The organism is Faecalibacterium prausnitzii, assembly GCF_003287405.1.
Classification (GTDB): domain Bacteria; phylum Bacillota; class Clostridia; order Oscillospirales; family Ruminococcaceae; genus Faecalibacterium; species Faecalibacterium intestinale.
Map to the genome: position 1 here is coordinate 197,917 of NZ_PRLD01000004.1, position 26,676 is coordinate 224,592.

Here is a 26,676-nt window from a genome sequence, read left to right on the forward strand (position 1 = left end):
TAATTTGGATAAACCTAACCCCCTAAAAATCAACCAAATCAATCGTTATGGGGCTGTTGCACAAGGAAGAAAGCCAGTGCAGCAGCCCCTTTTTATCAATGTAACCTCGTCACAGAAAAAGACTTTGCCCTGCGGTATGATAAAGCCACAATCAATAAACAAGAAAGAGGTGGCGAACATGAAAATCAAGCTCAATCCCGATCAGGAGATTGTCAATATGAAAAGGAACATGGCTTTTCGCTGAATGGAAAGCGAAGCTGACCCGGGCTGGGGCGGTCTGTAATAAAGCGATATTTTTTTTGAAATAATCTTGACAAAAATTATCAAGATTGATATGATGGTATTAACAAGCAAGCGAAAAGAGGATGTGGAGCATGATCATCACCAAAGAGACGGACTACGCGCTGCGCATTTTGCGGGTGCTGCTGGACGGGGAGAAGCATTCGGTGGCCGAGATGTCGGAAACGGAATTGATCCCCAATCAGTTTGCCTACCAGATTCTGCGCAAGCTCTCCGCCGGCAATTTGGTGCGGGTGAGCCGCGGCGCTCTCGGCGGCTGCGAGCTGTCCTGCGATCTGGACGCGACCTCCCTCTACGATCTCATGGGGGTCGTGGGGGAGCGGGGCATCCTGTGCGCCTGCATGGAGCCGGGATATGAATGCCGCTGGCAGGACAAGCATGGGCGGTGCGCCATCCACTGTCAGCTGGCGGCCTTGCAGAAAAAGCAGGACGAGGCGTTCCGTGCCGTGAGCCTGCGCAGGCTGCTGACCGGCGGATCCGATCCCCAAGATACAAGCAAGCTGTAAAATTGTAAAAGGAGGTACCCGTATGCTGTTTCAAACCACGTCGGCGCACGAAGAGCTGCGCGCGAAGATCCGGAGTTTTGCGGAGGAGGAGATCAAGCCCCTCGCATTTTTAATGGATCAGAACAATGAGTTTCCCGAGGAGGCTGTCAAGAAGCTGGGTAAGCTGGGCTGGATGGGCATTCCCTACCCCAAGGAGTACGGCGGTGCCGGTCTTGATGCTCTGAGCTACGCCATCGCGGTGGAGGAGCTGGCCCGTGTGGACGGCGGCACGGGCGTAATCCTCTCCGCCCACGTCTCCCTCGGCTCATGGCCCATTTTCGCCTATGGCACCGAGGAGCAGAAGAAGAAATATCTGGTTCCGCTGGCCAAGGGCGAGAAGATCGGCGCCTTCGGCCTTACGGAGACCAACGCCGGATCCGACGCCGGCGGCACGGAGACCACGGCGCTGGATAAGGGGGACTACTACCTCCTCAACGGCGGCAAGATCTTCATTACCAACGCCCCTAAGGCGGACACCTATGTGATTTTCGCCGTCACCACGCCGGACATCGGCACTCGGGGCATCTCCGCTTTCATCGTGGAGAAGGGCTGGAAGGGCTTTGAGTTCGGCGACCACTATGACAAGATGGGTATTCGCTCCTCCTCCACGGCGGAGCTGATCTTCAACGACGTGAAGGTTCCCAAGGAAAACCTATTGGGCAAGGAGGGCGAGGGCTTCAAGATTGCCATGTCCACGCTGGACGGCGGACGCATCGGCATCGCCGCGCAGGCGCTGGGCATCGCCCAGGGCGCGTTTGAGCACGCGTTGAGCTATTCCAAGGAGCGCGTCCAGTTCGGCAAGCCCATCGCGGCCCAGCAGAGCATCGCCTTCAAGCTGGCGGATATGGCAACCAAGCTGCGCTGCGCCCGGTTCCTCATCTACTCCGCGGCGGAGCTGAAGGAGCAGCACGCGCCTTACGGCATGGAGTCCGCCATGGCGAAGATGTACGCCTCGGACATCGCGCTGGAGGTCACCAACGATGCCTTGCAGATCCACGGCGGCAGCGGCTACCTCAAGGGCATGGAGGTGGAACGGGCCTACCGCGACGCCAAGATCACCACCCTCTACGAGGGCACTAATGAGATCCAGCGGGTGGTCATCGCCTCTCATCTGTTGGGCAGGCTGGGCAAGAGCTCCGGCGGCGAGAGCCGTTCGGCGGCCAAGAAACCCGCGCCCATCACCGGCATTCGCAAAAAGACCATCTTCCGGGAGGGGGATGCTGCCCAGCAGGTGGCCGACCTTGTGGCGGCGCTGAAGAAGGATGGTCACGACTTCTCCGTCGGCATTCCTATGGATACGCCCATCCCGCAGGCGGAGCGGGTGGTCTCCGCGGGCAAGGGCATCGGGGAGAAAAAGAACATGAAACTGGTAGAGTCGCTGGCCAAGGCCGCCGGCGCGGCCATCGGTTCTTCCCGCCCTGTGGCGGAGACTCTCAAATATCTGCCGCTGAACCGCTATGTGGGTATGTCTGGTCAGAAGTTCACCGGCAATCTGTACATCGCCTGCGGCATCTCCGGCGCATCTCAGCACCTTAAGGGCATCAAGGACGCCTCCACCATCGTGGCCATCAATAAGAACGGTAACGCGCCTATCTTCAAGAACTGCGACTACGGCATCGTAGGCGATGTGGAGGAGATCCTGCCCCTGCTCACTGCCGCGCTGGATAGCGGCGAAAAGCTGCCCGCGCCGCCCATGGTAAAGATGAAGCGACCCACGCCGCCGAAGCCCGCCCCCATCGGCGACCGCTACGTCTGCAGCGGCTGCGGCTACGAGTACGTGCCGGAGTTGGGCGACGAGGACGGCGAGATCGCGCCCGGTACGCTCTTTGAGCAGCTTCCCGCCGAGTGGGTATGTCCCGAGTGCGCGGAGGCGAAGGATCAATTTGTAAAGGCTTGAGGCCGTGAAGGAGGCAAGATAAGATGTATTGCGTGCGTAAAGTAACGAACGACCTCTACTGGGTGGGCGCCAACGACCATCGCCTGGCCCTGTTTGAAAACTGCTTTCCCATTCCCCGGGGCGTAAGCTACAACGCCTACTGCCTGCTGGATGAAAAGACGGTGCTCTTTGACACGGTGGACTGGTCTGCCTGCCGCCAGCTTTTGGAAAATCTGGCGTATGTGCTGGATGGCCGCGAGCTGGACTACCTGCTGGTCAACCATCTGGAGCCGGATCACGCCGCCTGCATCGAGGAGATCCTGCTGCGCCATCCCAAGGTGAAACTGATCTCCAACGAGAAGGCATTCATGCTCATGCGGCAGTTCGGCTTCCATGTGGACGGACATGAGTGCATCGAGGTGAAGGAGGGCGACACCTTCTCCTTCGGCAAGCACACCGTCACCTTTGTGGGCGCGCCTATGGTTCACTGGCCGGAGGCCATGGTGACCCTCGACGTCACCGACGGCGTCCTCTTTTCCGCCGACGCCTTCGGCACCTTCGGCGCGCTGGACGGCAAGCTGTTCGCCGACGAGGTGGACTTCGAGCGGGACTGGCTGGACGACGCCCGCCGTTACCTCACCAACATCGTGGGCAAGTACGGCCCCCACATCCAGCTCCTGCTGAAAAAGGCCGGCGGCGTTTTGGATCAGATCAAGTACATCTGCCCGCTCCACGGCCCCGTGTGGCGCAAGGATCTGGGCTGGTTCATCGAAAAGTACGACACATGGAGCCGCTATGCCCCTGAAACCCAGGGCGTGCTCATCGTCTACGCCTCTATGTATGGCAACACGGAGAACGCGGCGCAGGCGCTGGCGACCTCGCTCTGCGATAAGGGCATGAGCAAGGTGGCGATGTACGATGTGTCCTCCACTCATGTCTCCCAGCTAATCTCCGAGGCGTTTAAGTACAGTCACATTGTCTTGGCCTCTGTGACCTACAACCTCGGCATCTACCCCGCCATGCATGACTTCCTCATGGATATGAAGGCACTGAATCTGCAAAACCGCACCTTTGCCATCATTGAAAACGGCTCATGGGCGGTGAAGTCCGGTGACCTCATGCAGAAATTCGTCAACAATGAGCTTAAGAACATGACGGTGCTCAACGAGCGGCTCAGTCTCGCCTCGTCCATGGGCACGGACAAGCGCACTGAGTTGGAAGCACTGGCGGACGCCATTCTGGAATCTATGAAGTAACTGGCAAGGAAAGCCAAAACCAAGACAACAGACAACAAACAGCCCCGCCGCGTCGGCTGCAGAAAAACCGGCTTTCAAAAACAGAGCGGGCAAGCGTGATACTGCGCTTGCCCGCTCTTTGCCCAAAAGGACATGAGAAGTGACCGGAGAAGATGAGAGGATCGAAATGGAGATCAGAAAACGAAACGGGGAGTCTGTTCCCTTTCAACAGGAGAAAATTTTCAACGCCATGAAAAAGGCGTTTGACGGACAGGGCAAGGAGATCGGGAGCAGAGAGATGGATGAGATCCTCGCCACCGTTCTCAACAATCTCTCCGTCACAGTGCCGCTCACCGTAGAACGTGTGCAGGACGAGGTGGAGCGAACGCTCATGGAGCGCGGACACTATGAGGTGGCCAAGGCGTACATTCTCTACCGCGAAAAGCGGTCTGCGCTGCGCCGTGTCCGGCATACCATCGCGCGGACGGTAGGGGATGACTCGCTTGACGAGGTGCTGCGTCGCATCCAGATGGATTTTACCGAGGAAGTCTACTCCCTCGCGGCGCTTCAAATGAAGTTTGAGAGCTTCTGTCGCCTGGGCATGACGGAGGATGAGCGGGCTGAGGCACTGACCAAGGCAGCGGTAGAGCTGACTACGGCAGAGGCACCCAAGTGGGAGTTCATCGCGGCGCGGCTTCTGAACCACTCCTTTCGCTGTCGCAACGCACAGGAATGGGAGGGGCGCGGCGTCGGCGACCTCTATGGCAAGCTTCGCTATCTGACGGATAAGGGACTCTACGGTGACTATATCCTTGCCCACTATACCCACGAGGAGATTGCCATGGCGGAGGACTTTCTCTGCCCGGAACGGGACGAGCTGTTCACCTACTCCGGCCTTGACCTGCTGCTCAAACGCTATGTGATCCAGTCACGCAGCCGCGTGCCGCTGGAAACACCGCAGGAGATGTTTTTGGGTATCGCGCTGCATCTTGCTATGAACGAAGGCTCTGACCGCATGGGGTGGGTAAAACGCTTTTACGATATGCTCAGCCGTATGGAGGTCACGATGGCGACACCTACCATGTCCAACGCACGAAAGCCCTACCATCAGCTTTCAAGCTGCTTTGTGGACACTGTGCCGGACAGTCTGGACGGCATCTACCGCTCGCTGGACAACTTCGCAAAGGTCTCTAAATTCGGCGGTGGAATGGGGATGTACTTCGGTAAGGTGCGCGCTGCAGGCAGCACCATCCGCGGCTTTCAAGGGGCGGCGGGCGGTGTTATCCGCTGGATTCGGCTGGTCAATGACACCGCCGTGGCTGTGGATCAGTTGGGGATGCGGCAGGGCGCTGTGGCGGTTTACTTAGACGCATGGCACCGGGATCTGCCGGAATTCCTTCAACTGCGCACCAACAACGGCGACGACCGCATGAAGGCACATGATGTGTTTCCCGCCGTGTGCTATCCGGATCTCTTCTGGCGACTGGCGGAGGAGAACATAGACGCGCCGTGGCATCTCATGTGTCCGCATGAGATCCTCACGGTCAAGGGCTACGCACTGGAGGATTACTGGGGTACAGAATGGGAGAAGCGGTATCTGGACTGCGTCAATGACCCGCGCATCGAAAAGCGCAGCGTCACCGTCAAGGACATCGTGCGGCTGGTGCTTCGCTCGGCAGTGGAGACCGGCACGCCCTTCGCTTTCAATCGCGACAGTGTAAATCATATGAACCCAAACGGCCACACGGGAATGATCTATTGCTCCAATCTCTGTACGGAGATCGCGCAGAACATGGCGCCCATCGAGCACATCAGCACTGAGGTGCACACGGAGAACGGCGACACAATAGTGGTGACGGCCACACGCCCAGGTGAGTTTGTGGTCTGCAATCTGGCGAGTCTGTCTCTCGGTAATCTGCCGGTGGAGGACGAGGCCTATATGGAACGCACGGTGGAAACGGCCATCCGCGCACTGGATAATGTGATCGACCTCAACTTCTACCCGTTGGAATACGCGCGGCTTACCAATCAGAAGTACCGCAGCATCGGCTTGGGCGTCAGCGGCTACCACCACATGCTGGCAAAGCGCGGCATCCACTGGGAGAGCGATGAGCACCTTGCCTTCACCGACGCAGTGTTCGAGCTCATCAACTACGCCGCCGTCAAGGCGGACACAGCACTGGCACGGGAAAAGGGTCGTTACGCGCTCTTTGAGGGCAGCGACTGGCAGACGGGCGCGTATTTTGAAAAGCGGGGTTATACCTCCGAAAAGTGGCGGGCACTTGCGAAAACGGTGGCGGTGCAGGGAATGCGCAACGCCTATCTGCTGGCGGTCGCACCGACCTCCAGCACATCTATCCTCTCCGGCACGTCGGCGGGCATAGATCCAATTATGAAGAAATTCTTCTTAGAGGAAAAAAAGGGCAGCATGCTGCCCCGCGTTGCTCCGGAGCTTTCTATGGACACATGGTGGTACTATAAGGCAGCGCATCTAATCGACCAAAGCTGGTCGGTACGCGCCGCGGGCCTTCGCCAGAGACATATTGACCAGGCGCAGAGCATGAATCTCTATATCACCAACGACTATTCCATGCGTCAGGTGCTCAGACTGTATTTGGAGGCGTGGAGGGCCGGCGTCAAGACCATTTACTATGTCCGCAGCAAGGCCCTTGAGGTCGAGACCTGCGAAAGCTGCTCGTCATAAGGAGGATAGCATGACGGAACTGAAGAAAAAGCCCCTCTTTAACCCGGAGGGCGACCCTGATGTGCGCCTGCGGCGCATGATCGGCGGCAATACCACTAACCTCAACGACTTCAACAATATGAAGTACGCTTGGGTCAGCGACTGGTACCGGCAGGCCATGAACAACTTTTGGATTCCTGAGGAGATCAATCTCTCGCAGGATGTGAAGGACTATCCCCGCCTGCTGTCAGCCGAGCGCAACGCCTACGATAAAATTCTGAGTTTTCTTGTCTTTTTGGATTCCATTCAGACAGCGAACCTGCCTAATATCGGCGCCTACATTACCGCCAACGAGGTCAATCTCTGCCTGTCCATTCAGGCGTTTCAGGAGTGTGTCCACTCACAGAGCTACAGCTATATGCTCGACACCATCTGTTCCCCCGTGGAGCGCAATGACATCCTCTACCAATGGAAAACGGACGAGCATCTGCTGCGCCGCAACACCTTCATTGGGGACTGCTACAACGCGTTTCAGGAGCGGAAGGACGCTCCCACGCTGCTGCGCGTGATGATGGCAAACTATATTTTGGAGGGCATCTATTTTTACAGCGGCTTTATGTTCTTCTACAATCTCTCCCGAAACGGGAAGATGCCCGGCTCGGCGCAGGAGATTCGCTACATAAACCGCGATGAGAACACGCACTTGTGGCTGTTCCGCAATATCATCACGGAGCTGCAAAAGGAGCAGCCGGAGTTGTTCACCGCCGAGAGCGTACAAGCGCTGCGCGAGATGATGCGTGAGGGCGTGGAGCAGGAGATCGCATGGGGGCATTATGTAATCGGCGACGACATCCCAGGGCTGAACCGGCAGATGATCAGCGATTACATCCGCTATCTCGGCAACCTCCGCTGGACGAGCCTTGGCTATCCCGCATTGTATCCAGGCTTTGAGAGCGAACCGGAGAGCATGGAATGGGTCAGCCAGTACGCCGACGCCAACATGGTCAAGACCGATTTCTTTGAGGCACGCAGTACCGCCTACGCCAAGAGCACCGCACTGATAGACGATTTATAAGAAAACCAAAGACATCAGAATAGGAGATACTACTATGAATTACAGCGCTATGATTCAAAATCGCAGATCCGTTCGCGCATTCCGCGAAAAGGAAGTTCCGAGCGAGGCTATCGGCCAGCTCCGATCCTACTATGAAAAGACCTGCCCCCGTCTTGTCCCGGAGATTGCAACGGAGTTGATCGTCTTGGACAAGGATGCACAGCCGGCGCTGGAGAGCTCAGCGGGCTATAATCAATTTCTCATCGGAGCACCGCACTACCTGCTCCTTATGTCTGCCCCGCATTCCTATGCGGCCATCAACGCCGGCTACATGATGGAAGATCTCGTCCTCAAGTTGACTGAGTTGGACATTGACACCTGCTGGATGACCTTCACCGACAGCGACAAAATCAAAATGGCACTGTCTCTCGCCACCCCGTTAGAGGTGGCGGCAATCGTTGCCTTTGGCTACGGGGAAAAGACCGCAAAAAAGCTGCGGCTGAATATCCTAAGTATGTCTCAGATCGATGTGCGGGCCGAGCAGCAGTACTACGCGCCCAAAAAGGGCGTGCACGATTTGGTTCACATGGGGAGCTGGAGCAACAAGTCTGGGCTTGACGAGATGATGGACTTCTACGACGATATGCTCTGGCAGTCCATCTACGCCGCTTCGCTCTCCCCCAGCTATCTCAACCGTCAGCCCTATGGCTTCCTTGTGCAGGACCACAGCATCTATTTGGTGCAGCAGGAGGATGCCTACACCGATAATTTGGATGCCGCATTGGATCTCGGTATTGTCATGCTCCACTTCTCCGCCGTCGCCTCCCAGTGGGCGGGGCAGGTACGCTGGGAACTTTCACCTGCTGCGCCCGACGGCCTGCCGGAAGGACTTCGCTCCGCTGCGGTGTACCACATGTAACGACTCTGGGGGGAAGCAAGGCAACGGTGAAATGCGCGACCGTCGATCCGCGGTTGAGCGTATGTTTCATTAGAAAGGAAGAACCTATCAGTCAGAGTCTGAGTAAGGAAAATAGGAGGTATTTTTTATATGGCTACCGTCATCTCAGGATGAGGTCACAATGTGGTGTGGGGCGAGACCGGAGTCTTGAGAATACCCAAACAAAGGAAAGGAGCTGACAGATATGGCAGCTATGAATATGAATCAGGAGCAGTTTAAGCAGTTGATCCGGGAGGAAAAGCCTGTTTTGGTGGATTTCTGGGCGCCCTGGTGCAGCTATTGCCGGAGGATCGGCCCTGCGTATGAGAAGATTGGAGAGGAATACGCGGACAGCCTTGCCGTCGGCAAAATCAACATTGACGAGGAGCCGCGGCTGGCGAGGGCCGAGGGGATCGAGGACATCCCAACTCTGGTGCTGTACCGGAACGGAAAGGCCGTGGATTCCATCATCGCGCCCGGCTCAAAGGCAGAAATCGACCGTTTCATTCAGGAAGCCTTGGCGAAATAACGGAGGGTTCAGATATGAACAACAATCATGTTTATGATATGCTCGTGGTGGGCGGCGGACCGGGCGGCTACACCGCCGCCCTGTACGCGGCACGGGCGGGGCTGGACACCATCGTGCTGGAAAAACTGTCCGCCGGTGGGCAGATGGCCCTGACCGAGCAGATCGACAACTATCCCGGCTTTGAGGACGGGATCGACGGCTTCTCTCTGGCGGAGAAGATGCAAAAGCAGGCGGAGCGCTTCGGGGCACGCAGCGAATACGTAGAAGTCCTCCGCATGGATCTGACGGCGGTTCCCAAGCTCGTGGAGACCAGCGAGGGGATTTTCCTGGGGAAAACCGTGGTGCTGGCCACCGGTGCGAACCCCAGAAAGCTGGGCGTGGCCAGAGAGTCGGAACTGGTGGGCCGAGGCGTGGCCTACTGCGCCGCCTGCGACGGGATGTTTTACAAGGGCAAAACGGTGGTCGTGGTGGGCGGCGGCAATTCCGCCGCGGCAGATGCCCTCCTTCTCAGCCGCGTGGCGAAAAAAGTGATCCTCGTCCACCGCAGAGACACCCTGCGGGCCACCAAAATCTATCACGAGCCGCTGACACAGGCCGAAAACGTGGAATTCCGTTGGAACAGCGTCGTTTCCGCACTGCTTTCCGGGGACAGGCTGACCGGCGTCCGCCTGCGGGACACCGTCACCGGTGAGGAAAGCGTGGTGGACTGCGACGGCGTATTTGTCAGCGTGGGCCGACAGCCCGCCACGGCGCTGGCGGTGGGTCAACTGGAGCTGGACGGCGGCGGCTATATCGTGGCCGGAGAGACCACGGAAACCAGTATTCCCGGCGTTTACGCCGTGGGCGACGTGCGGACGAAGCCCCTCCGTCAGGTGGTCACCGCCGTGGCGGACGGCGCGGTGGCAGTTCACATGGCGGAGAAGTATATCGCGGAAAACCGATAAGGAAGGTAGATTGAAAAAGCCATGTTTAAGGTCAGGCCGGATACGACCGCAGTGGGGATGCCGACATATCTGCAAGGCAAACTGCCAGAGTGATGGCAGATAAGAAACCCATGTAAGATCGGGAGATATGTTGTCTCTCCATATCCAGTCCACGCAACAGTAAGCAACTGAACACAAAACACAGCCACAGATGTACTCTGCGGCTGTGTTTTTTTGCGTAGTATAGCTGCTTCTTCCATCTGCAAAACCCCGACGCTCCGTGGCTGACGGGGTTATCCGCACTTGCCAATACGCCCAAAGAGGGCTCCTTAACGCGCAGAAGGAAAGGGACGGTCAGTCTCCGGCGTTTTGAGAAGGAAATGGCTTTTGTGAAAGTCGAGCAGGCCCTCATCCCGCATTTTTCCAAGCTCCACAGACAGCCCGCTGCGATCCACACCGAGGTAATCCGCAAGCTGCTGCCTTGAAAACGGAATGTCGAACTCATAGACGCTGCGCCGCTGTGCCTCGGCGGAAAAATAGGACATCAGCTTTGCACGCGTCGTGCGCTGGGCCATGTGGGTGAGCTTTTCGTTGAGCCGCAGGTTCTTCTCTGCCAGTTCGTCCAGCAGGTTGCGGATGATCCGGCTGTGGTGGGAGCAGGCGGAGGGGCACACGCTCAAAACGCGCCTTATGTGCAGAAACATCACCGTCACCGCGCTCTCCGCCTCTACGCTCACGTTCAGCACCGCTCCCGGCGCGCAGGCGAATACCTCCGCGAAGGTCTGCCCCGGCCCGGTCTTAGAGAGGATGTTGCGGTTTCCCCAGATATCCTCCTGCACGATGAGGGTGCTGCCCGCCAGCACGAGACCCACCTCCTCCACCGGCTCCCCGGCGCGGAGCAGGCGTGAGCCTTTGGGGAAGGTGTCGATCCTCGCCCCAAGGTAGGAGAGCATGACGGCAAGCTCATCGTCGGAAATGCCGGAGAAAAGCGCCGCCGTATGAAGTAGCGGAAAAAATTCTTTCATAAAAAGTTCTCTTTCGTTGAAAATTCAACTGACTTGTTGCTCTTAGTATAGTACAATGAACGCACAAAGGCAACAGGAGGATCGAACATGAAACGACGGATCATTGAAATCGATCAGGATAAACGCCCCGTATTTTGACGGCGCACGGCTCCTGATTGCCGCCGACTGCACCGCCTACGCCTACGCCGCTTTCCACGAGCGGTTCATCAAGGGACACACCACCCTGGTGGGCTGTCCTAAGCTGGACGGCGTGGGTAAGGATTCCTTCGAAGAGGCGTGAGCTTTCTGCAAGAGAGGCAAAGACTATGAGTTATGAAAACTGGAAGGACAAAATCGGCACATTTGAAGTGATGGACGTGCGGGGCAAAAAGATGGACTTCTTCCCCGCATTGAAGGCGAAGGCTGCCGCGCTGAAAAACGGCGAAGGACTGCATATCATCCAGACCTTCGAGCCTGTCCCCCTGTACCCGGTGCTGGCTCTTATGGGCTTTGAGCATCACACGGAGAAGGTAAGCGGCAGCGAATATCACATCTGGTTTTATCGAGTGAAGAAAGGAGAATAACCGCATGAGCTACGAAAACTGGAAGAATAAGGCGCAGGGGTTTCAGACCGTGGATGTGCGCCATATACAGGGCAGCTTCTTTGAAGGGCTGAAGAAAAGAGCCGAGGCGTTGGAGGTGGGCGAAGGATTACACATCATCCAGACCTTTGAGCCGCATCCACTGTACGCTGTCATGGAGGGCTTGGGCTACGAGCACCACACCGAGCGGCGGAGTGAGGCGGAGTTCCATGTCTGGTTCTGCCGTGTGGAGAAGAAGGAAGGCGACAGCTCCGCTCCCTTCAAGCCGCTGGCTCTTTTGAACTATCCCATGATCGATGAAAAGCTGGGGCAGATCGCCGTGGATTTTTGGGAGACCACATGGCAGAGCGAGAAGCGCGTACTGCCCTACGAAACGCGGCTGCTGCTGTCCCTGACCAACGCTGTCGGTGCGGGCCGGATGAGGCAGGCGGCGCGGGAGCTGGTAAAGGCATATATCCACGGTGTGGAGAGCGCCGCGTTGGACGACGTGTTCGAACTGCTGGCATGGAATCAGGGCATCGGCTTTTTCAGCAGCGAGATCGGCCCCTCGGCGCTGTTTCAGGCGTACAAGCTCATTAAAAACGGTGAGAAGCAGGGCAAGTCCCGGGAGGATATCTGCAGCGCGCTGCGCGAGAAATTCGGGGAGAAGAACCCAGAGATGCAGGTCTTGAACAGATGATAAGGAGTTGTTTTGTATTATGACCATTCAAACGGTAACAGATGCCATCCGCTATGTAGGGGTGGATGATAACACATTGGCACTCTTTGAAAACCAGTACCCCGTCCAGCCTATGGGAGTGAGCTACAACTCCTATGTCATTCTGGACGAGAAAATCGCCGTGATGGACAGCGTGGACGCACGGGCGGCGGAGGAATGGCTTTCCAATGTAGCGCAGGTGTTGGAGGGGCGCAACCCCGACTATCTTGTGGTCACACATATGGAGCCGGATCATTCCGGCAGCCTCATGCAGCTGGCACAAAAGTACCCGGAGATGAAGATCGTGGGAAACGCGAAAACATTTACCCTGCTCAAGCAGTTCTTCGGCACAGGTGCATTGTCGGAAGACCGTATGCTGGAGGTTGGTGAAAGAGATACGCTTTCCTTGGGTTTGCACCGGCTGCGCTTTCTGCTGGCGCCGATGGTACACTGGCCGGAGGTGATGGCAGCGTATGAAGAGGAGGAAAAGATCCTGTTCTCGGCGGATGCCTTCGGCCGCTTCGGTTCACTGGAACGGACTGCCCGTGCCCCCTGGGCGCCGCAGGCCCGGCGGTATTATTACAACATCGTCGGAAAGTATGGCGCACAGGTGCAGGCGCTGCTGAAAAAAATCTCCGCGCTGGAGATCAAAACGATCTGCCCGCTCCATGGCCCCATGCTCACAGAAGACTTGGGGAAGTATCTGCGGCTCTATGATCTCTGGTCACAATGGAAACCGGAAGAACCGGAGGGCATCCTGATCGTCCACGCGTCCATCCATGGAAATACCGCATACGCATCGGAGGCCCTCAAGAGCAAGCTGGAGGGAAAAGGTGCGCAAGTCACCATGTGCGATCTGACGGCAACAGACCTTTCCTATGCCGTGACCAGCGCATTCTACTGTGGGAAACTGGTGTTGGCCTGCGCCACCTATGACGGAGGACTGTTTCCGCCCATGAAGGAGTTTTTGGATCATTTACAGACAAAGGGATTCCGAAACCGCCGGATCGGCCTTATTGAAAACGGCTCTTGGGCCCCTGCTGCCGCTCGGCTGATGCGCACCAAATTGGAGGAGATGAAGGATATCTACCTTTACGAAACGGTAGTGTCTCTGCGTGGTGCATTGAACCAAACCAGCGAAGCGCAGATGGACGCTCTGGTGGCGGAGCTCTGCGCGGAGTAGGCGGCGAGTCTGGCTTCGTCCGGCCGCCCGATGCCTCAAAAGCAAAACATCGTCGCTGATTTATTTAGACAACAATATGGCGTTGAGTGATGCCGAAGCTTTGAAAATGGATCGAAGCGCAGCCGTAGAGAATATCTGCGGCTGCGCTTTTTGCATTTTGACCATGGTGCAAACGGATGGCTTTGACCGTTACCCTCGGTTTCTAAAGAGACACGAAGTGTGCTACATGGAAGCGTATCATAGATCTGCTCCATATGAAGAGATCCGGGAGTACGTCAAGGAGCACACCGGTCTGAACGTGAGCAACCTCTATATTGCACAGGTCAAGCGCAAGTGCGGCATCAAGGAGCGGCAGAACTACAACAAGCCTAAGGCTGAGAACCCCAAGCAGCTTAAGTGCCCGCCGGAGAAGGAAAAAGCCATCCGGGAGGCACTGAAGTATTTTAAGATGATTTGAAATAAAAAAATAGACGGATGTCTGTCAACTGGCAGACATCGTCCATTTTTATGATAATCTGTTATGATCGCAGTTCCTCAAGCAATGCCGTGCATCCTTCCAGTATATCCTGCCATGTGGCTTCAAAATCTCCTGTGAACCATGGGTCTGCCACTTCACGGGGATGATCCGTATGCGCCATCAGCAGCGAGACTTTATGCTGTGGGTCTCCGCCGACAAGCCGCAGGATGTCGCACAGATTACTTTCGTCCATGCCAATCAGATGATCATACCGTGCATAATCCAGCCGGGTCATCTGCCGGGCGGTCTTGCCGTTGCAGTCGATGCCATGTTCTGCCAGCTTCTGCCGTGCAGGAGGATAGACCGGATTTCCGATTTCCCATGCACTGGTGGCGGCTGATGCAATTTCAAATTGCTCGGAAAGTCCTGCCCTAGACACAAGGTCTTTCATCACATACTCTGCCATTGGGCTTCGGCAGATATTTCCGAGACAAATAAATAAGATTCTGGTCATGCCGGGTCGTTCTCCTTTTGGCTTACAAAAGTATAGCCGCCGTGGGTAGTGCGGATAAAGCTGCCGCAGCCGGCCAGCTTCTTTCGCAGATTGGAAACGGTATTTGCCACGACCTTTAAGGTGTCGTCACAGTTTTGTCCCCACACAGCACGGAAAAGCTCTTCTTTTGAGAAGATTTGTCCTTCGTGGGAGGCAAGCATCAGCAGCAAATCGAACTCCAGTCGTGTAAGGGAGACTTTTCTGCCTTTGCACGACACTTCGTGGGTCATTCCATCCAGTGTAAGCCCCGGAAGAACCAACTTCTCCCATGAATCAATGGATATTTGCTCTGCCTCGATGTGCTCTCGTTCCAGAAGCATCCGGATCTTCTGCTCCAATTCCGGGTCAGGCTGTCGGGTTTTTATAACGATCATGGCAAACTCCTGCGTGTATTTTACTCTGCGGCGGTATCCATTTCCCGGAGCAGGTTTACCATCTCGATGGCACTGACTGCGCAGTCATAGCCTTTATTACCTGCTTTGGTGCCTGCCCTCTCGATGGCCTGCTCGATGTTTTCGGTGGTCAGAACACCAAAGAGGACGGGAACCCCGCTTTCCAGCGAGACCGTGGCAATGCCTTTGGAAACCTCATTGCACACATAGTCGTAATGGCTGGTAGAACCGCGAATCACGGCACCAAGGCAGATCACAGCATCATACTTTCCGCTTTTTGCCATTTTAGAGGCAACCAGTGGGATCTCAAAAGCACCCGGAACCCATGCAACATGAATATCAGCGTCCTGCACATCGTGCCGGAGCAGACCATCCATTGCTCCGCTCAGAAGTTTGGACGTGATAAATTCGTTGAATCGGGCAGCTACGATACCGACCTTGACGTTCTGAGAAACCAGCTTACCTTCAAATGTTTTCATTTTTAAATACCTCTTTCGTTGTTAATATTCCAGAAGATGTCCCATCCGTGCCTGCTTCGTTTTCAGGTAAAACAGGTCATACGGGGTCGCCGTCATCTGAATGGGTACGCGCTCGGAGATCTCCAGCCCAAACTCGGAGAGCTGATATACTTTGTCCGGGTTATTGGTAAGCAGGCGCAGGCTTTTTACGCCAAGTTCCCGGAGGATCTGTGCGCCGAGATAATACTCCCGTTCATCTCCATGGAACCCCAGAGCGAGATTGGCTTCCAGCGTATCCATGCCCTGCTCCTGAAGTTCATAGGCACGCAGCTTGTTGATCAGACCGATGCCCCGGCCTTCCTGCCGCATATAGAGCAGGATACCCCGGTCTTCTTTTTCGATCTGCGTCATGGCAGCGGCCAGCTGTTGGCCGCAGTCACAACGCAAAGAGCCAAATGTATCTCCTGTCAGGCATTCCGAGTGGACGCGGCACAGAATATCCTTTCCATCGCCAATGTCACCTTTTACCAGTGCAATGTGATGCTCTCCGTTCAGGCGGCTCACAAAACCATACGCTCTGAAGGTGCCATACTTGGTGGGAAGGTTCACTGCCGTCACCTGATCGACCAGTTTATCGTGACACTTGCGGTACTCCTGTAAATCACGGATGGTGATGAATTTGATCTGGAAACGCTCTGCCAGCTTTGCCAGTTCAGCGGTGCGCATCATCGTGCCATCCTCCCGCATGATCTCGCAGCACAGGCCGCATTCTTTCAGCCCTGCCAGACGGCACAGGTCAACGGTTGCTTCCGTGTGACCGTTGCGCTCCAACACACCGTTCTTTTTTGCCAGAAGGGGGAACATATGACCCGGTCTGCGGAAATCTTCTGCTTTTGCGTGATCGTCCACACAAGCCATCGCCGTAATGGAACGCTCTGCGGCAGAAATGCCCGTAGAAGTAGAAACGTGGTCGATGGACACCGTAAATGCCGTTTCATGGTTGTCGGTGTTATGCTGCACCATCTGCGGGAATTGCAGCTTCTGGACGAAAGCCTCGGACATCGGCATACAGATCAGACCTTTGCCGTGGGTCGCCATAAAGTTGACGTTTTCGGTGGTGGCAAATTCGGCAGCACAGATGAAGTCCCCCTCGTTTTCACGGTCGGGGTCATCCGTTACCAGAATGATTTTTCCTTGCTTCAGGTCTTGCAAAGCTTCGGGAATGGTATTGAAGTTCATCGTAAACTCTCCTTAAAAGCCGCAGCGCAGCAGCATTTCTTTTGTGAGCGTGTTTTGCTTCGGTGTTTCTGATGGAAGCAGCCTCTCGATATATTTTCCAACAACATCGGTTTCCAAATTGACAAAATCCCCTTTGTGCCGTTGATTCAGGTTCGTCTGACGGACGGTGTGCGGTATCGTGGACACGGAAAAGCCCGTAGGTTCCACCGCAGCCACGGTCAGGCTGATACCGTCTATTGTGATAGAGCCTTTTTCAACGACATAGCGAAGGATCGCAGGATCTGCATGAATAGTGTACCAGATAGCCGTATCGTCTTTTCGGATATTAGCAATGCGTCCGACGCCATCCACATGGCCTGCTACGATGTGTCCGCCAAAACGTCCGTTGGCCGGCATGGCACGTTCCAGATTGACAGCACTTCCAACGGTGAGCTGTGCAAGCGCAGAGCGGTTCAAGGTCTCGTGCATGACATCCGCAGCAAAGCTATCCGGGAAGAGCTGCCTGACGGTCAGACAGATGCCGTTGACGGCGATGCTGTCGCCGATCCTGGTTCCTTCCAGAACCGTTTTTGCACGAACAGTCAGTACGGCGGAATGCTGTCCCCGATTGATGGATTTTATTGTTCCGACTTCTTCCACGATTCCGGTAAACACGGGTACTCCACCTCACTTTCGATCAGAAAATCTTTGCCAAGCTGTTCCAATCGGCTGTTCTTCAGGCGGAATGCAGCATCCGGAAACGGGACACCCGCACCCTCAATGGGTGCTTTGGCATCCCTTCCTCCGAACAGCTTCGGGGCAATGTAAGCCTGTACCTGCTGCACGATGCCGCTTTCCAGTGCAGACCAGTTCAAGGTTCCGCCGCCTTCCAGCAGAATGCTGTCGATCTGCTCCTGCCCCAGCTGTTCCATCAGTTGCAGAAGATTCACATGACCGCAATGCGCTTCCAGACAAAGGACCCGGCACCCGGCCTGTTGATATGCCGCCTGCTTCTCCGGGTCGCCGCAGCAGGTCGCAAGAATGGTCGGAACCTGTTTGGCGGTCGTGACCACCTGTGATTGCAGCGGTGTCCGCAAATGTGTATCACAGATGATCCGGACGGGATCACGGCTACCCTCTATCCGGCAGGTCAGCAGCGGGTCATCTGCTAGGATGGTTCCGACTCCCACCATAATGCCGCGGAATCGGTGTCGCTGCCGTTGAACATGATTCCGGGCAATTTCCCCGGTGATCCATTTGGAAGCGCCTGTGTATGTGGCGATTTTTCCGTCCATCGTCATGGCGTATTTCATGGAAACGAAGGGGCGTTTTGTGGTGATATAGTGGAAGAACACCTTGTTCAGCGCATCGCATTCCTCTTGCAGAACATTTTCGGTCACATCTATGCCGTGTGCGCGCAGGATTGCAATTCCTTTTCCAGCCACCAGCGGATTCGGGTCAGCAGAACCCACGACCACCCGGTGAATGCCCGCGTCCAGAATCGCATCCACGCAGGGCGGCTGCTTTCCGTAATGGCAGCACGGCTCCAATGTCACATACAGGGTCGCTCCCTGCGGATCTTCAGTGCAGGATGCCAGCGCATTGCGCTCCGCATGAGCCTGACCGTATCTCTGGTGCCAGCCCTGTCCGATGATCCTGCCCTCTTTTACGACCACGGCACCCACCATCGGGTTGGGCGATGTCCATCCGCAACCCTTTTTTGCAAGCTGCAAAGCCAGACGCATATAGTCTTTGTCGTTCATCGTGTCGCCTCCAAAAGAAAAAGCCCTGAACAAAAACGTTCAGGGCAAGCCGAAAAGACACAAGGGACCCTTGTGCAAAAAAGAAAGCTCCAGAATGCAAACGCATCCCAGAGCAGCCTCCACAAGCGCAGAACCGTGCGGACTCTGCGCTTGGTATCTTCTTTCATCCAGACTGTACTGTCGGCTTCGGAGTTTCACCGAATCATGCCTTACGGCTCGTGGGCTGTACCACCGGTAGGGAATCGCACCCTGCCCTGAAGATTTCTGATTCAATTACAGCGGCATTATAGCACGGCTCCTTTCGGATTGCAAGGGCATTCTGCAAACCGGGACGAAACCGGGATGAAGCGAATCGCTACAACAATAAAATCACATCGTCCGTAGGACAATGTGAACGGAGAATCCAAAGGGGCGCGGGTCGCCAGTGGCGACCTCAAAATGCGTTGCATTTTGAAGCGCTTGACCGAGCCGACAGGCGAGAGCAGCGCCCTTTGGCACACGACTTTGCTTGCAAAGTCTATTCCGAACAAGACGGTACGAATGGGAGGTGCTGGAAATGGCAGCAGAAAAGACCAAGGTCTACACATGAAGGTAGATACCACTGCCATTGAGCAGGAGATCGCCGCCTATGAGAAGCAGCTACGGCAGCACTACTCCACAAAATCCCGGCTTATGGAGGAGATCGACAGCCTTGACCCGGACGACCGCCTTTATAAGATGTACGATAAAATCGAAGAGGTGGAAAATGGACTGATGGATGCCCGGGCAAAGAAGCAGGCCATTGAAGCCGACAAAATCACAGGCGACAACATCTATAAGATCCTGATTTGCTTTGACAAGTTTTATGCCACCATGACCGAGGCGGAACGCCGCAGACTGGTGGAAATTTTGATCGACGAGGTGCAGATCTGCCCGGAACGCCAGCCTAATGGACAGTGGCTGAAGTCCGTCTGGTTCAAGCTGCCCATCATCGACCATGACCTTGAATTGAGTTTGGACAATCAGGATCGTGTCGAAGTCGCAGACGCTCTGATACCCCAGCGCCAGCAGCTTTTGTGCAGCATCCTTGCTGCGGCGGCCGCTGCGGCAGTAGATCAGCAGCGTCGCCTCCTTATCGGGCAGCGTCTCGGGCATTTCGCTCCCGATGCTCTCGTTGGGCACAAGGACGGCGTTTTCAATATGCCCGCCATCGTATTCCTCCCGGGTGCGGACATCCACCACCACGATCTCCTGCGAGATCATCATCTCATAGGCTTCCTCGGCGCTGATCTTATGATACGCCGCCTTGCCGGGAGCGTCCTCCTCTGTCGGCACCGGCTTGTCCTTGGTTCCCCCGCAGCTCACCAGAAGCAGTGCAAGCACGGCGGCAAGTGCCGCGAAAAGCAATATCTGACGCATAATCAACCTCCAATGCAACTGTGTTTACTGCTGATACAGTTTATATTGAAATATAACAGATACAGTTAAAACTGTTAAGGTACTTCGAGGCAGCTTTTGGAGCACAAGCCCTTTGTGGTTGTTGACAGAGAAAAAAATATAGGTATAATAAAAGCAAAATAATAAGACTCATTCTTGCATTTAGAGGGTTGGCGGTATTCCAAAATACGCAGAGGAGATATTGGCCGCCGTAACGGAGCTGCAGCAGCATCCCAAGGCGGAGCAGGTGTTCCTGGAGATGAAAAGGGAGCATCCCAGTGTCGCTCTGGGTACGGTATATCTGTCCCCCTGCCGGGAGCAGGAAAAAGACAATCTTATGGAGGAGAAGTATTATGAATGCTAACGTATCTAAGCTGCTCAACGAGCAGATCAATAAGGAGTTCTACTCCGCCTATCTGTATCTGGACTTTGCCAACTACTACGCCGCCGTCGGACTGGACGGCTTTGAGAACTGGTACCGGGTACAGGCGCAGGAGGAACGGGATCACGCCATGCTGTTTTATCAGTATTTGCAGAATAACGGCGAGGGCGTCACCTTTGAGGCTATCGCAAAGCCGGAGTGGGAGCGAGTCGATCACATGACCCCGCTGAAAAAGGCACTGGAGCACGAGAAGCTGGTCACCGCCAGCATCGATGCCATCTACGCCGCCGCACACGAGGTCAGGGACTTCCGCACCATGCAGACGCTGGACTGGTTCATCAAGGAACAGGGCGAGGAGGAGAAGAACGCCGCCGACCTCATTACCAAGATGGAGCTGTTCGGCGGTGACAGCAAGGGGCTGTATATGCTAAACAGCGAGCTGAAGGCACGGGTCTACACCGCGCCCTCGCTGGTGCTGTAAGCCCCGCGCGTCTGCGGGCTTTCGCATCAGGCAAAAGGCAGACTGCATACAGGTGGCCTGCCTTTTCTTCCACCAGACGGTTAGATTTTGCTAACTGCGTATAATAAATAAGCAGCGCCCGCCGGGAGATCTCCCGGCGGGCGCTGCTGTGTTCAGAGGAACGTTATTTTTCTTGTCTTACTTTGCGGCATCCACCAGCACACCAACGTAGCCGGCAGTATCCACCAGCGTGGCACCGGAAACGGCGTCCACAGCCTTTTCATCTTTGCTCAGAGCCTCGGCGTCGGCAATGCTCATGCCGTTCACGTGGTTCTGGATGGCGTCGTAGTTGGCATCCAACGAAACGGTGGAACCAGCCTTTTCGGCCATCATCTTGCTGTAGTAATCGGCGTTGACCCGCTTGGACATCAGCACCTTGCCCTCGGCGTAGCCTGCGCCGAAGTCAGAATCGGAGTTGGGCACACCGACGACCCCGGCGTCCGAACCGGCAAACTGGAACTCGTCAATGTAGCTCAGCACGATGGTGTCCCCGGCAGTGGCGACAGCGCCGGAGGTGAAGCACTTGGTGCCGTGTGCGGCCCCATAGACCACATTCAGCTTCAGGTCCTCGGAGCTGCCGTTGAACTCCACGGCCTGCGTGGTCTGGGCGTTTTTGGCGGCATCCACGATGGCAGAGAGATAACCGGCGGTATCCACCAGCGTTGCGCCGGAGACGGCGTCCACAGCCTCGGCACCCTTGGCGGCTACATCCTCCAGCTCGGAGATGGTCTTGCCGACGGCAAAGTTCTGGATGGCGTCGAAGTTTGCATCCAGAGCGACCGTGGAGCCGCCCTTTTCAGCCATCATCTTGCTGTAATAATCGGCGTTGGTCCGCTTGGACATCAGCACCTTGCCCTCGGCGTAGCCTGCGGCAAAGTCGGAGTCGGAGTTGGGCACGGCGGTCACGCCTGCATCGGTGCTGGTGAACTGAAAATCGTCGAGGTAGGCGGCGAGGATGACGTCATCCTTCACCACAGCCACCGCTTCGGTGAAGCACTTGGTGCCGTGGGCGGCAGCATAAGCCTGACCGATCTGGATGCCGCCTTCCACCGGGACGATGGCGGCGGGCTCAGCGGGGGCTGCGGCAGCAGAGTCGGCGGGGGCTTCTTCGGCCAGCTCCACACCCAGTGCGGCGGCAACGGCCTTCCGGACGGCCTTGGTGGTCACCGTGGCACCGGCAACGCCGTCGATGGCGGGGCCGTTGGCGGCCACGACCTGCTTGGACAGCTCTTCCAGTGCAGCGCCGCCGATGCTCTCGGTCTCCTGTGCGCCTTCCAGCTTGCAGTCGGTAACGGTGCCGTTGGCATCCACGGTCAGAGTGGCGGTGACAGCACCGCCAAAGCCTTCGGCAGAGCCGGTCTTAGTTACACCAGCGGCGGTGGAGCTGCTGCCGCCGCCGCAGGCGGCCAGAGAGACGCCAACAACGAGGCTCATGGCCACGGCAGCGATCAGTTTGCGGATGATCTCCTGTTTCATGGGTCTTTCCTCCAGAGAAAAATCGGTTTATGTTCGGTCCACAGAAAAGGTCATATCTTTTCAAGAATGTTTACAAAAGATAACATATTTTGCGAGGTGCTGTCAAGAGATTTTAGCACATACTTCGTGAAGAATGATAAATTGGTGTCAATTTGTGACGCTGACGGTATACGAAGCGAACGGACGGTCTACGCTGTTAGTAATTCCTGAATGGAAACCAAGCAAGCAGTTTTGCCACTTTCGGCCCCAGTTAGTACTTCAATATTACTATGTTTTGGAAATCGGCACAACCATATAACCGTCTTTGATAAAACTAGTTTTGTTTCATCGATGACATTGTACCGGCAAGCAGTGCAGACGTATATACATCTGCTTATTTTGCGTTGCAAAACGCTTGTTGGGGAATGCCCCAAGCCCCTTTGATCTGCATTTTCCAATGCAGGCTGCGCATCCCTACGGGACGCTTTTTTACCCGGTGATATGCTCCGGGTCGTTGAGGACTTGCATGAGGTGAGAAGCAGCTTCTGCAAGAAAATCGTACTTCATCTGTTCGGGAACAGACGTATCCAGAAGCGAAACACCCCACGCTTGCATACGGTCCGCAAGTTCTTTCTGTGCCTGCAATGCCGCTACCTTACGCACATCCGGGGTGGTTTCTGTATCCAGAACGTAGGCTGTGGAGTATTTTCCGTTGCGATCTTCCGTCAACTGCACCATGGAATAGTGCTCATTCCAAAAGCGGCAGAAGCGAACCCTGCCGCCGATATTCTCCATGTCATGGCACAGTTCTTCTTCGCTACTCCATTGTGGAGTCTCGGACAAAATGCAATTCAGTTCCGAAAGAGCCAGCCGCTCTTCAGCCGATAGCTCTCCATGCAGGCATTCACGTTTTAGATTATTCTGCCAATACGGGCTCAACTTTCCATTCCGGGCATCTTCCATTGCTTCTTCGATATTGGGTAGGATTGTCATGTCATTCACCTCAAATACTTGCCATTGGCGTTAGATACACGCTTCTAGTGTTGATTATAAACTATTTGAGGGCAAAAAGAAAGAGCGTCAGCACGTTTGCTGCGCTCCCTGACATAGGTGTTATTTTGTAATATAGGGAATGTTGTCGGTGTATGCATTCAGAATGTCAATGGCAGCTTTCTTCTGCCCCGGTGTGAGCTGGCTCAGCTTTCTGCTCAGTTCGTCATCTGCCACATGGGATGCGGATGGAACGGAATCCCGGATTAGCACATCAGCAGATACGTCCAACACCTCTACGATTCGGATAAAGGTTTCCAGTTTGGGGATTTTTACTCCGCGCTCTAAATCTCCAACATAATTTGCTGACAAATCGACCCGTTCTGCAAACTGTTCAATCGTCCAGCCTTTTTCCTTGCGCTGCTCTCGTATTCGTTGACCCAAAAGCGTATTCATAGCGACCTCACATTCTAATTGTGTTTGTTGCACACCAATAGCATACCTGTCGCAATTTTTGTTATACACAATCCATTTGCGTTTATTCAACGCTATTCGGATAATTTCAAGGTGGAAAATTTTTGTGCGTATCTTTGGTCAAAAAAGCAATGGTCTTTGGGGACGGTACATGGTACAATAGCAAATGTTGTGCCCCTTGGCACATGAACGAAGGTAAAAGGAGCTGCTGAACGTGGATACGATCTATCTGCTGCCCGGTGAGGAACGCTGCGTTGATTTTCGAGATGCTAATGGAGTCCCGAAGGTACACTACACTTACTGTTCCATCCGTGGCAAACTTTTCAACTGCACCTGCTGCACAAAGGACGAAGCCCAGCGGCTGTGTGAAGATTGGCTTATAAAACAGGACCGCTGCTATATAAACTAAAAAAGCCGCCGAGGACATCTCCCCAAAATGGGAAGAGTCCTCGGCGGTATTCGTTTATCGGGTCTGCGCTTTTTCGATGGTGTCCTTTTCTCCCGCAAAAAATCGTTCCACGTTTTTCTGTGCCCGAACCAGTTCTTGCATCTCGTTCCGTGCCTTGCGGTAGTCCGGGTAAGCGGCTTTCTTCTTGGTCAGTAGCTCTGCAAACTCCGCATCCAACTCCTTGACCTTCGGCAGCTTCTGCAGCCCGGCTTCGTCAAAGGCAGCTTTCGCCGCCTTGTGCAGAGTGATTTCCTCCCGATGGGCTTCCAAAAACTTTTTACTGTACCCCGACTTGCGGTAGGCATCATGGACCGGGCGAGTCTTGGCATAGTTGATGATGTGGGTTTTCAGCACGGCAATCTCTGTCAGCCTTGCTTCTGCTGCCTTGATGGAATCGCCCATGGCATGATAGCGTTCCGTTGCCGCCGCTGTACGTTCTCGCAGTTCCTCGGCACTGCCAATTTTCTGCTCCTGTAAAAACAGCAGCGTCTTGGACATCTCCTTCAGGTTGAATTTGGTTGCCCACTTTTTGTAGCCAACACTTTTGCCCTCTGCCATTTTCTCCTGAATGTCCACCAGCAACTGGAAGGGCTGCTCTTTGGCCTGCTTTTTCTGGTACGGCTGGTGCTTCGCCTTTCCCTCCAGCACCGCCTTGATTTCGTCCTCGCCATAGCCGGTGCCCAGAGTTCGGAACCGAATAAAGCGTTTCTGTCCCTTGCCCTTCACCGCCGTGTACTTGCCACGCTTCACCTCGTAGCCCTGCTGCTCTAGCTTTTGCAGAAACGTTTCATAATCTCCCGGTTTTTCTGCAAGGATTGTGTCGATGATTCCGCATAGGCGGTCCCTGTTGCTTTCCTTGGGAGGATAGAGAACACGCTTCTGCCGTTCCCGATAGGGCTTCTTCTCAATGACGGACAACTGGTGTTCCAAGCAAATCAGGTCGCTCAACCGCTGCACTGCCAACGCCGAAAAGAAAAAATCCCGGAACTTTCTGGTGCCATCCAGTGCCGTGGAGTTAAAGATCACATGGTTGTGGATGTGCTGCCGGTCCGTATGGGTGGCAACAACAAACGCATACTTGCCCTTGGTAAAACGCATGGCAAGTTCGTAGCCCACCTTGTTAGCTTCCTCTGCAGTGATTTCCCCCGGACGAAAGGACTGCCGTATCTGATAAGCGATCACATCGCTTTTCTGCCTGCGTCCGTTTACGAGATCATACTGCCGCTTGGTAAGCATAAATTCTTCATCTGCTGTCAGGGCGCTGCAAGCATAGCTGCTGACAAACTGTCCCTGCTCGGTCTTGTCCGGGTTTTCAATATAGTCTGTGCGATTTTTCAGGCAGGCCGCAACGGTCATGCCCTTGTTTTTGTGCAGCGCAATCAGCCGTGTTGCTGCCAGCATCATCACCCCCTATTGCAAAGAAAAAATGCCGCCCGGAGGCGGCATCGAGATCATTTGGATAATTTTTCGTAATCGGTAGCACCTGCCAGATACATTGCCTTATATCGGGTGCACTCCAGCTCGTTGCCGATCTCATCTAAGGCGAGATATTGCTTCCATGCTTCTTTGCTGATGACGTTCTGCAATGCTTTCTCGGCTGCTCTTTTGGCTTTTTTCAGCCGTTGATAGTTTTCGTCCTCGTCCAGCATTTCAGAAAAGATCGTGCTGTTGCGCTCAAAATAATAATCCTCTAACTTCTGTTTGTCCATAATATCCCTCACAGTTCTGCAAGCCACTCACTGAAACGCCCGATGCCCTCGGTGATGGCAGTTGCGCCGAAAAAGAAGACAAAGCAGAGGAATTCGGCTACCAGCAAGATAAAGAACTGATTCCAAGTCTGACGGTAAGCAGTGTAGATGCCGCAGCCGAAGATGTAGAGCATCAGCGGAGCAACTACATAGCTGGACAGGATTAGCAGCCACCTTGCCATCAGAGCCAGAAACGCCACAAAGAGAGAAATCGGGAAAAGAACAATTTTCTTCAGCATAGACATCATATCAAGCACTTCCTTTCTGTTCGCCCTTATTATAAAGGTATCGACTACTACGTTGCAAGGATGTCAAGCATTATATGTACACCCGCAGTCCTCCAACTGCGGGAATTTTTATAGCTCTGCCAGCTTGGAAAGAATTTGCTTGCCAATGTCAATCAGTTCATCCAGACGCTGCCGCAGATCTTCCATGTCGGCGGCGTAGACCTTGCCGCACTCGTTGGCACGCTTGGCGTACTGGTTCAGATTGTTGCTACACATCTGCAAGAGATATGCCATGCGTTGCAGTTCTTTCAAGTCAAGGTGTAGGCAATAGCCGTCCAGTGCCATCTTGCGGATATAGGCACTCAGGCTTCGGATGCCCATGCTGAGCATCTTTTCATAGATACGGTTCTTTTCTGTTTTGCTCAAGCGCAGGATGATGGTTTCATCCCGCTTTTCTTTCATCGTGCATCACCATCCTTATCATAATAGCTGCGGAACGGTTTGACAGGCTCCGGCTGATTGGTCTTTTCCCCCAGTGCAGCCAGCACAGACGGACGAGTTGCAGGTGTTTCGGTTTCCTCGGTTTCTTCGGGAGCATCCTGCGAGG

At 54.9% G+C, this 26,676-nt stretch carries 31 protein-coding genes, 1 pseudogene and 1 riboswitch; of the genes and pseudogenes, 17 read left to right on the forward strand and 15 right to left on the reverse strand.

Annotated elements, in window-relative coordinates; translation table 11 throughout:
- The first annotated feature begins 4 nt into the window (after positions 1–4).
- The 9 genes from C4N24_RS15150 (at position 5) to trxB (ending at position 10,103) form a co-directional block, all read left to right on the forward strand.
- Entirely contained in the window at positions 5–244 is a 240-nt protein-coding gene (locus tag C4N24_RS15150; RefSeq protein ID WP_146746793.1) for a hypothetical protein, read from the forward strand.
- A 130-nt stretch (positions 245–374) separates the two neighbouring features.
- The gene (locus C4N24_RS06005; protein WP_112090698.1) at positions 375–806 is read left to right on the forward strand and encodes an RrF2 family transcriptional regulator; all 432 of its coding nucleotides are present in this window, start codon (positions 375–377) and stop codon (positions 804–806) included.
- A 22-nt stretch (positions 807–828) separates the two neighbouring features.
- Positions 829–2,742 carry an acyl-CoA dehydrogenase family protein gene (locus tag C4N24_RS06010; RefSeq protein WP_112090699.1) on the forward strand — a complete coding sequence of 638 codons (1,914 nt, stop codon included), beginning with the start codon at positions 829–831 and terminating at the stop codon, positions 2,740–2,742.
- A 23-nt stretch (positions 2,743–2,765) separates the two neighbouring features.
- Positions 2,766–3,977, forward strand: a complete 1,212-nt coding sequence (locus tag C4N24_RS06015; protein WP_005946385.1) for an FprA family A-type flavoprotein — start codon at positions 2,766–2,768, stop codon at positions 3,975–3,977.
- Positions 3,978–4,143: 166 nt separating this feature from the next.
- A complete protein-coding gene (locus C4N24_RS06020; RefSeq protein WP_154266016.1) occupies positions 4,144–6,660 on the forward strand; it encodes a ribonucleoside-diphosphate reductase subunit alpha in 2,517 nt (838 codons plus the stop codon).
- A gap of 10 nt (positions 6,661–6,670) precedes the next feature.
- On the forward strand, positions 6,671–7,714 hold the full coding sequence (locus C4N24_RS06025; protein WP_112090701.1) for a ribonucleotide-diphosphate reductase subunit beta: 1,044 nt from the start codon (positions 6,671–6,673) through the stop codon (positions 7,712–7,714).
- A gap of 49 nt (positions 7,715–7,763) precedes the next feature.
- Entirely contained in the window at positions 7,764–8,612 is an 849-nt protein-coding gene (locus C4N24_RS06030; RefSeq protein WP_242983196.1) for a nitroreductase family protein, read from the forward strand.
- Between the two features lie 223 nt (positions 8,613–8,835).
- Positions 8,836–9,159 carry a thioredoxin gene (trxA, locus tag C4N24_RS06035; RefSeq protein WP_112090703.1) on the forward strand — a complete coding sequence of 108 codons (324 nt, stop codon included), beginning with the start codon at positions 8,836–8,838 and terminating at the stop codon, positions 9,157–9,159.
- Between the two features lie 14 nt (positions 9,160–9,173).
- Entirely contained in the window at positions 9,174–10,103 is a 930-nt protein-coding gene (gene trxB, locus C4N24_RS06040; RefSeq protein WP_112090704.1) for a thioredoxin-disulfide reductase, read from the forward strand.
- Positions 10,104–10,411: 308 nt separating this feature from the next.
- On the opposite strand, the gene C4N24_RS06045 is transcribed toward trxB, so the two are convergent.
- Positions 10,412–11,107 carry a Crp/Fnr family transcriptional regulator gene (locus C4N24_RS06045; RefSeq protein WP_112090705.1) on the reverse strand — a complete coding sequence of 232 codons (696 nt, stop codon included), beginning with the start codon at positions 11,105–11,107 and terminating at the stop codon, positions 10,412–10,414.
- A 115-nt stretch (positions 11,108–11,222) separates the two neighbouring features.
- On the opposite strand from C4N24_RS06045, the pseudogene C4N24_RS06050 reads away from it, so the two are divergent.
- The 5 genes and pseudogenes from C4N24_RS06050 to C4N24_RS06070 all read left to right on the forward strand — a co-directional run.
- Positions 11,223–11,360 (forward strand): annotated as a pseudogene (locus tag C4N24_RS06050) (ferredoxin); the annotation flags it as partial.
- 52 nt (positions 11,361–11,412) lie between these two features.
- On the forward strand, positions 11,413–11,670 hold the full coding sequence (locus C4N24_RS06055) for a DUF2249 domain-containing protein (RefSeq protein ID WP_097771454.1): 258 nt from the start codon (positions 11,413–11,415) through the stop codon (positions 11,668–11,670).
- A 4-nt stretch (positions 11,671–11,674) separates the two neighbouring features.
- A complete protein-coding gene (locus C4N24_RS06060) occupies positions 11,675–12,367 on the forward strand; it encodes a DUF2249 domain-containing protein (protein ID WP_097771453.1) in 693 nt (230 codons plus the stop codon).
- A 19-nt stretch (positions 12,368–12,386) separates the two neighbouring features.
- Positions 12,387–13,568, forward strand: coding sequence for an FprA family A-type flavoprotein (locus C4N24_RS06065; RefSeq protein ID WP_112090706.1), 1,182 nt, complete (start codon positions 12,387–12,389; stop codon positions 13,566–13,568).
- A 226-nt stretch (positions 13,569–13,794) separates the two neighbouring features.
- Positions 13,795–14,025, forward strand: coding sequence for a 23S rRNA methyltransferase (locus C4N24_RS06070; RefSeq protein WP_112090720.1), 231 nt, complete (start codon positions 13,795–13,797; stop codon positions 14,023–14,025).
- 61 nt (positions 14,026–14,086) lie between these two features.
- Here the strand turns inward: C4N24_RS06070 and C4N24_RS06075 are convergent, their stop codons facing one another.
- The 7 genes from C4N24_RS06075 to C4N24_RS15810 all read right to left on the reverse strand — a co-directional run bounded on the left by C4N24_RS06075 (position 14,087) and on the right by C4N24_RS15810 (position 19,807).
- Complete coding sequence (locus C4N24_RS06075; protein WP_112090707.1) at positions 14,087–14,539, reverse strand: low molecular weight protein-tyrosine-phosphatase; 453 nt, start codon at positions 14,537–14,539, stop codon at positions 14,087–14,089.
- Positions 14,536–14,952: a winged helix-turn-helix domain-containing protein gene (locus C4N24_RS06080; RefSeq protein ID WP_112090708.1), complete on the reverse strand. Its 417-nt coding sequence runs from the start codon at positions 14,950–14,952 to the stop codon at positions 14,536–14,538. Before C4N24_RS06080 ends, C4N24_RS06075 begins: the two co-directional genes overlap by 4 nt.
- A 20-nt stretch (positions 14,953–14,972) precedes the next feature.
- Complete coding sequence (ribH, locus tag C4N24_RS06085) at positions 14,973–15,449, reverse strand: 6,7-dimethyl-8-ribityllumazine synthase (RefSeq protein ID WP_112090709.1); 477 nt, start codon at positions 15,447–15,449, stop codon at positions 14,973–14,975.
- 21 nt (positions 15,450–15,470) lie between these two features.
- Positions 15,471–16,667 (reverse strand): bifunctional 3,4-dihydroxy-2-butanone-4-phosphate synthase/GTP cyclohydrolase II, encoded by a 1,197-nt coding sequence (locus C4N24_RS06090; protein ID WP_097781397.1) that lies wholly within the window; start codon positions 16,665–16,667, stop codon positions 15,471–15,473.
- Positions 16,668–16,679: 12 nt separating this feature from the next.
- The gene (locus C4N24_RS06095; protein ID WP_044959548.1) at positions 16,680–17,321 is read right to left on the reverse strand and encodes a riboflavin synthase; all 642 of its coding nucleotides are present in this window, start codon (positions 17,319–17,321) and stop codon (positions 16,680–16,682) included.
- A complete protein-coding gene (ribD, locus tag C4N24_RS06100) occupies positions 17,285–18,409 on the reverse strand; it encodes a bifunctional diaminohydroxyphosphoribosylaminopyrimidine deaminase/5-amino-6-(5-phosphoribosylamino)uracil reductase RibD (RefSeq protein ID WP_112090710.1) in 1,125 nt (374 codons plus the stop codon). The genes C4N24_RS06095 and ribD overlap by 37 nt, the downstream gene beginning before the upstream one ends.
- A 151-nt stretch (positions 18,410–18,560) precedes the next feature.
- Positions 18,561–18,675, reverse strand: a riboswitch (FMN riboswitch).
- 373 nt (positions 18,676–19,048) lie between these two features.
- Positions 19,049–19,807: a rhodanese-like domain-containing protein gene (locus C4N24_RS15810; RefSeq protein ID WP_333530349.1), complete on the reverse strand. Its 759-nt coding sequence runs from the start codon at positions 19,805–19,807 to the stop codon at positions 19,049–19,051.
- A gap of 220 nt (positions 19,808–20,027) precedes the next feature.
- Here C4N24_RS15810 and C4N24_RS15330 point away from each other — a divergent pair, with 220 nt between their 5' ends.
- Together C4N24_RS15330 and C4N24_RS06120 are read left to right on the forward strand one after the other, a co-directional pair.
- Positions 20,028–20,189 carry a hypothetical protein gene (locus tag C4N24_RS15330; RefSeq protein ID WP_181573057.1) on the forward strand — a complete coding sequence of 54 codons (162 nt, stop codon included), beginning with the start codon at positions 20,028–20,030 and terminating at the stop codon, positions 20,187–20,189.
- Complete coding sequence (locus tag C4N24_RS06120; protein WP_179859643.1) at positions 20,179–20,688, forward strand: ferritin; 510 nt, start codon at positions 20,179–20,181, stop codon at positions 20,686–20,688. Before C4N24_RS15330 ends, C4N24_RS06120 begins: the two co-directional genes overlap by 11 nt.
- Positions 20,689–20,865: 177 nt before the next feature.
- On the opposite strand, the gene C4N24_RS06125 is transcribed toward C4N24_RS06120, so the two are convergent.
- From C4N24_RS06125 to C4N24_RS06135, 3 genes are all read right to left on the reverse strand, one after another.
- Entirely contained in the window at positions 20,866–22,203 is a 1,338-nt protein-coding gene (locus C4N24_RS06125; protein ID WP_112090711.1) for an FMN-binding protein, read from the reverse strand.
- Positions 22,204–22,671: 468 nt separating this feature from the next.
- Positions 22,672–23,184, reverse strand: a complete 513-nt coding sequence (locus C4N24_RS06130) for a hypothetical protein (RefSeq protein ID WP_146746794.1) — start codon at positions 23,182–23,184, stop codon at positions 22,672–22,674.
- Positions 23,185–23,295: 111 nt separating this feature from the next.
- Entirely contained in the window at positions 23,296–23,628 is a 333-nt protein-coding gene (locus C4N24_RS06135; protein ID WP_005921759.1) for a helix-turn-helix domain-containing protein, read from the reverse strand.
- A 232-nt stretch (positions 23,629–23,860) separates the two neighbouring features.
- Between C4N24_RS06135 and C4N24_RS06140 the strand changes: the two genes are divergently transcribed.
- Positions 23,861–24,055: a DUF3873 family protein gene (locus tag C4N24_RS06140; RefSeq protein WP_044959886.1), complete on the forward strand. Its 195-nt coding sequence runs from the start codon at positions 23,861–23,863 to the stop codon at positions 24,053–24,055.
- Between the two features lie 54 nt (positions 24,056–24,109).
- On the opposite strand, the gene C4N24_RS06145 is transcribed toward C4N24_RS06140, so the two are convergent.
- The 4 genes from C4N24_RS06145 to C4N24_RS06160 form a co-directional block, all read right to left on the reverse strand.
- Positions 24,110–25,492, reverse strand: a complete 1,383-nt coding sequence (locus tag C4N24_RS06145; RefSeq protein WP_112090721.1) for a relaxase/mobilization nuclease domain-containing protein — start codon at positions 25,490–25,492, stop codon at positions 24,110–24,112.
- 53 nt (positions 25,493–25,545) lie between these two features.
- Entirely contained in the window at positions 25,546–25,803 is a 258-nt protein-coding gene (locus C4N24_RS06150; RefSeq protein ID WP_112090713.1) for a hypothetical protein, read from the reverse strand.
- Positions 25,804–25,811: 8 nt separating this feature from the next.
- Complete coding sequence (locus tag C4N24_RS06155; RefSeq protein ID WP_112090714.1) at positions 25,812–26,090, reverse strand: hypothetical protein; 279 nt, start codon at positions 26,088–26,090, stop codon at positions 25,812–25,814.
- A 108-nt stretch (positions 26,091–26,198) separates the two neighbouring features.
- Positions 26,199–26,531, reverse strand: coding sequence for a plasmid mobilization protein (locus C4N24_RS06160; RefSeq protein WP_005921755.1), 333 nt, complete (start codon positions 26,529–26,531; stop codon positions 26,199–26,201).
- Positions 26,532–26,676: the final 145 nt, after the last annotated feature.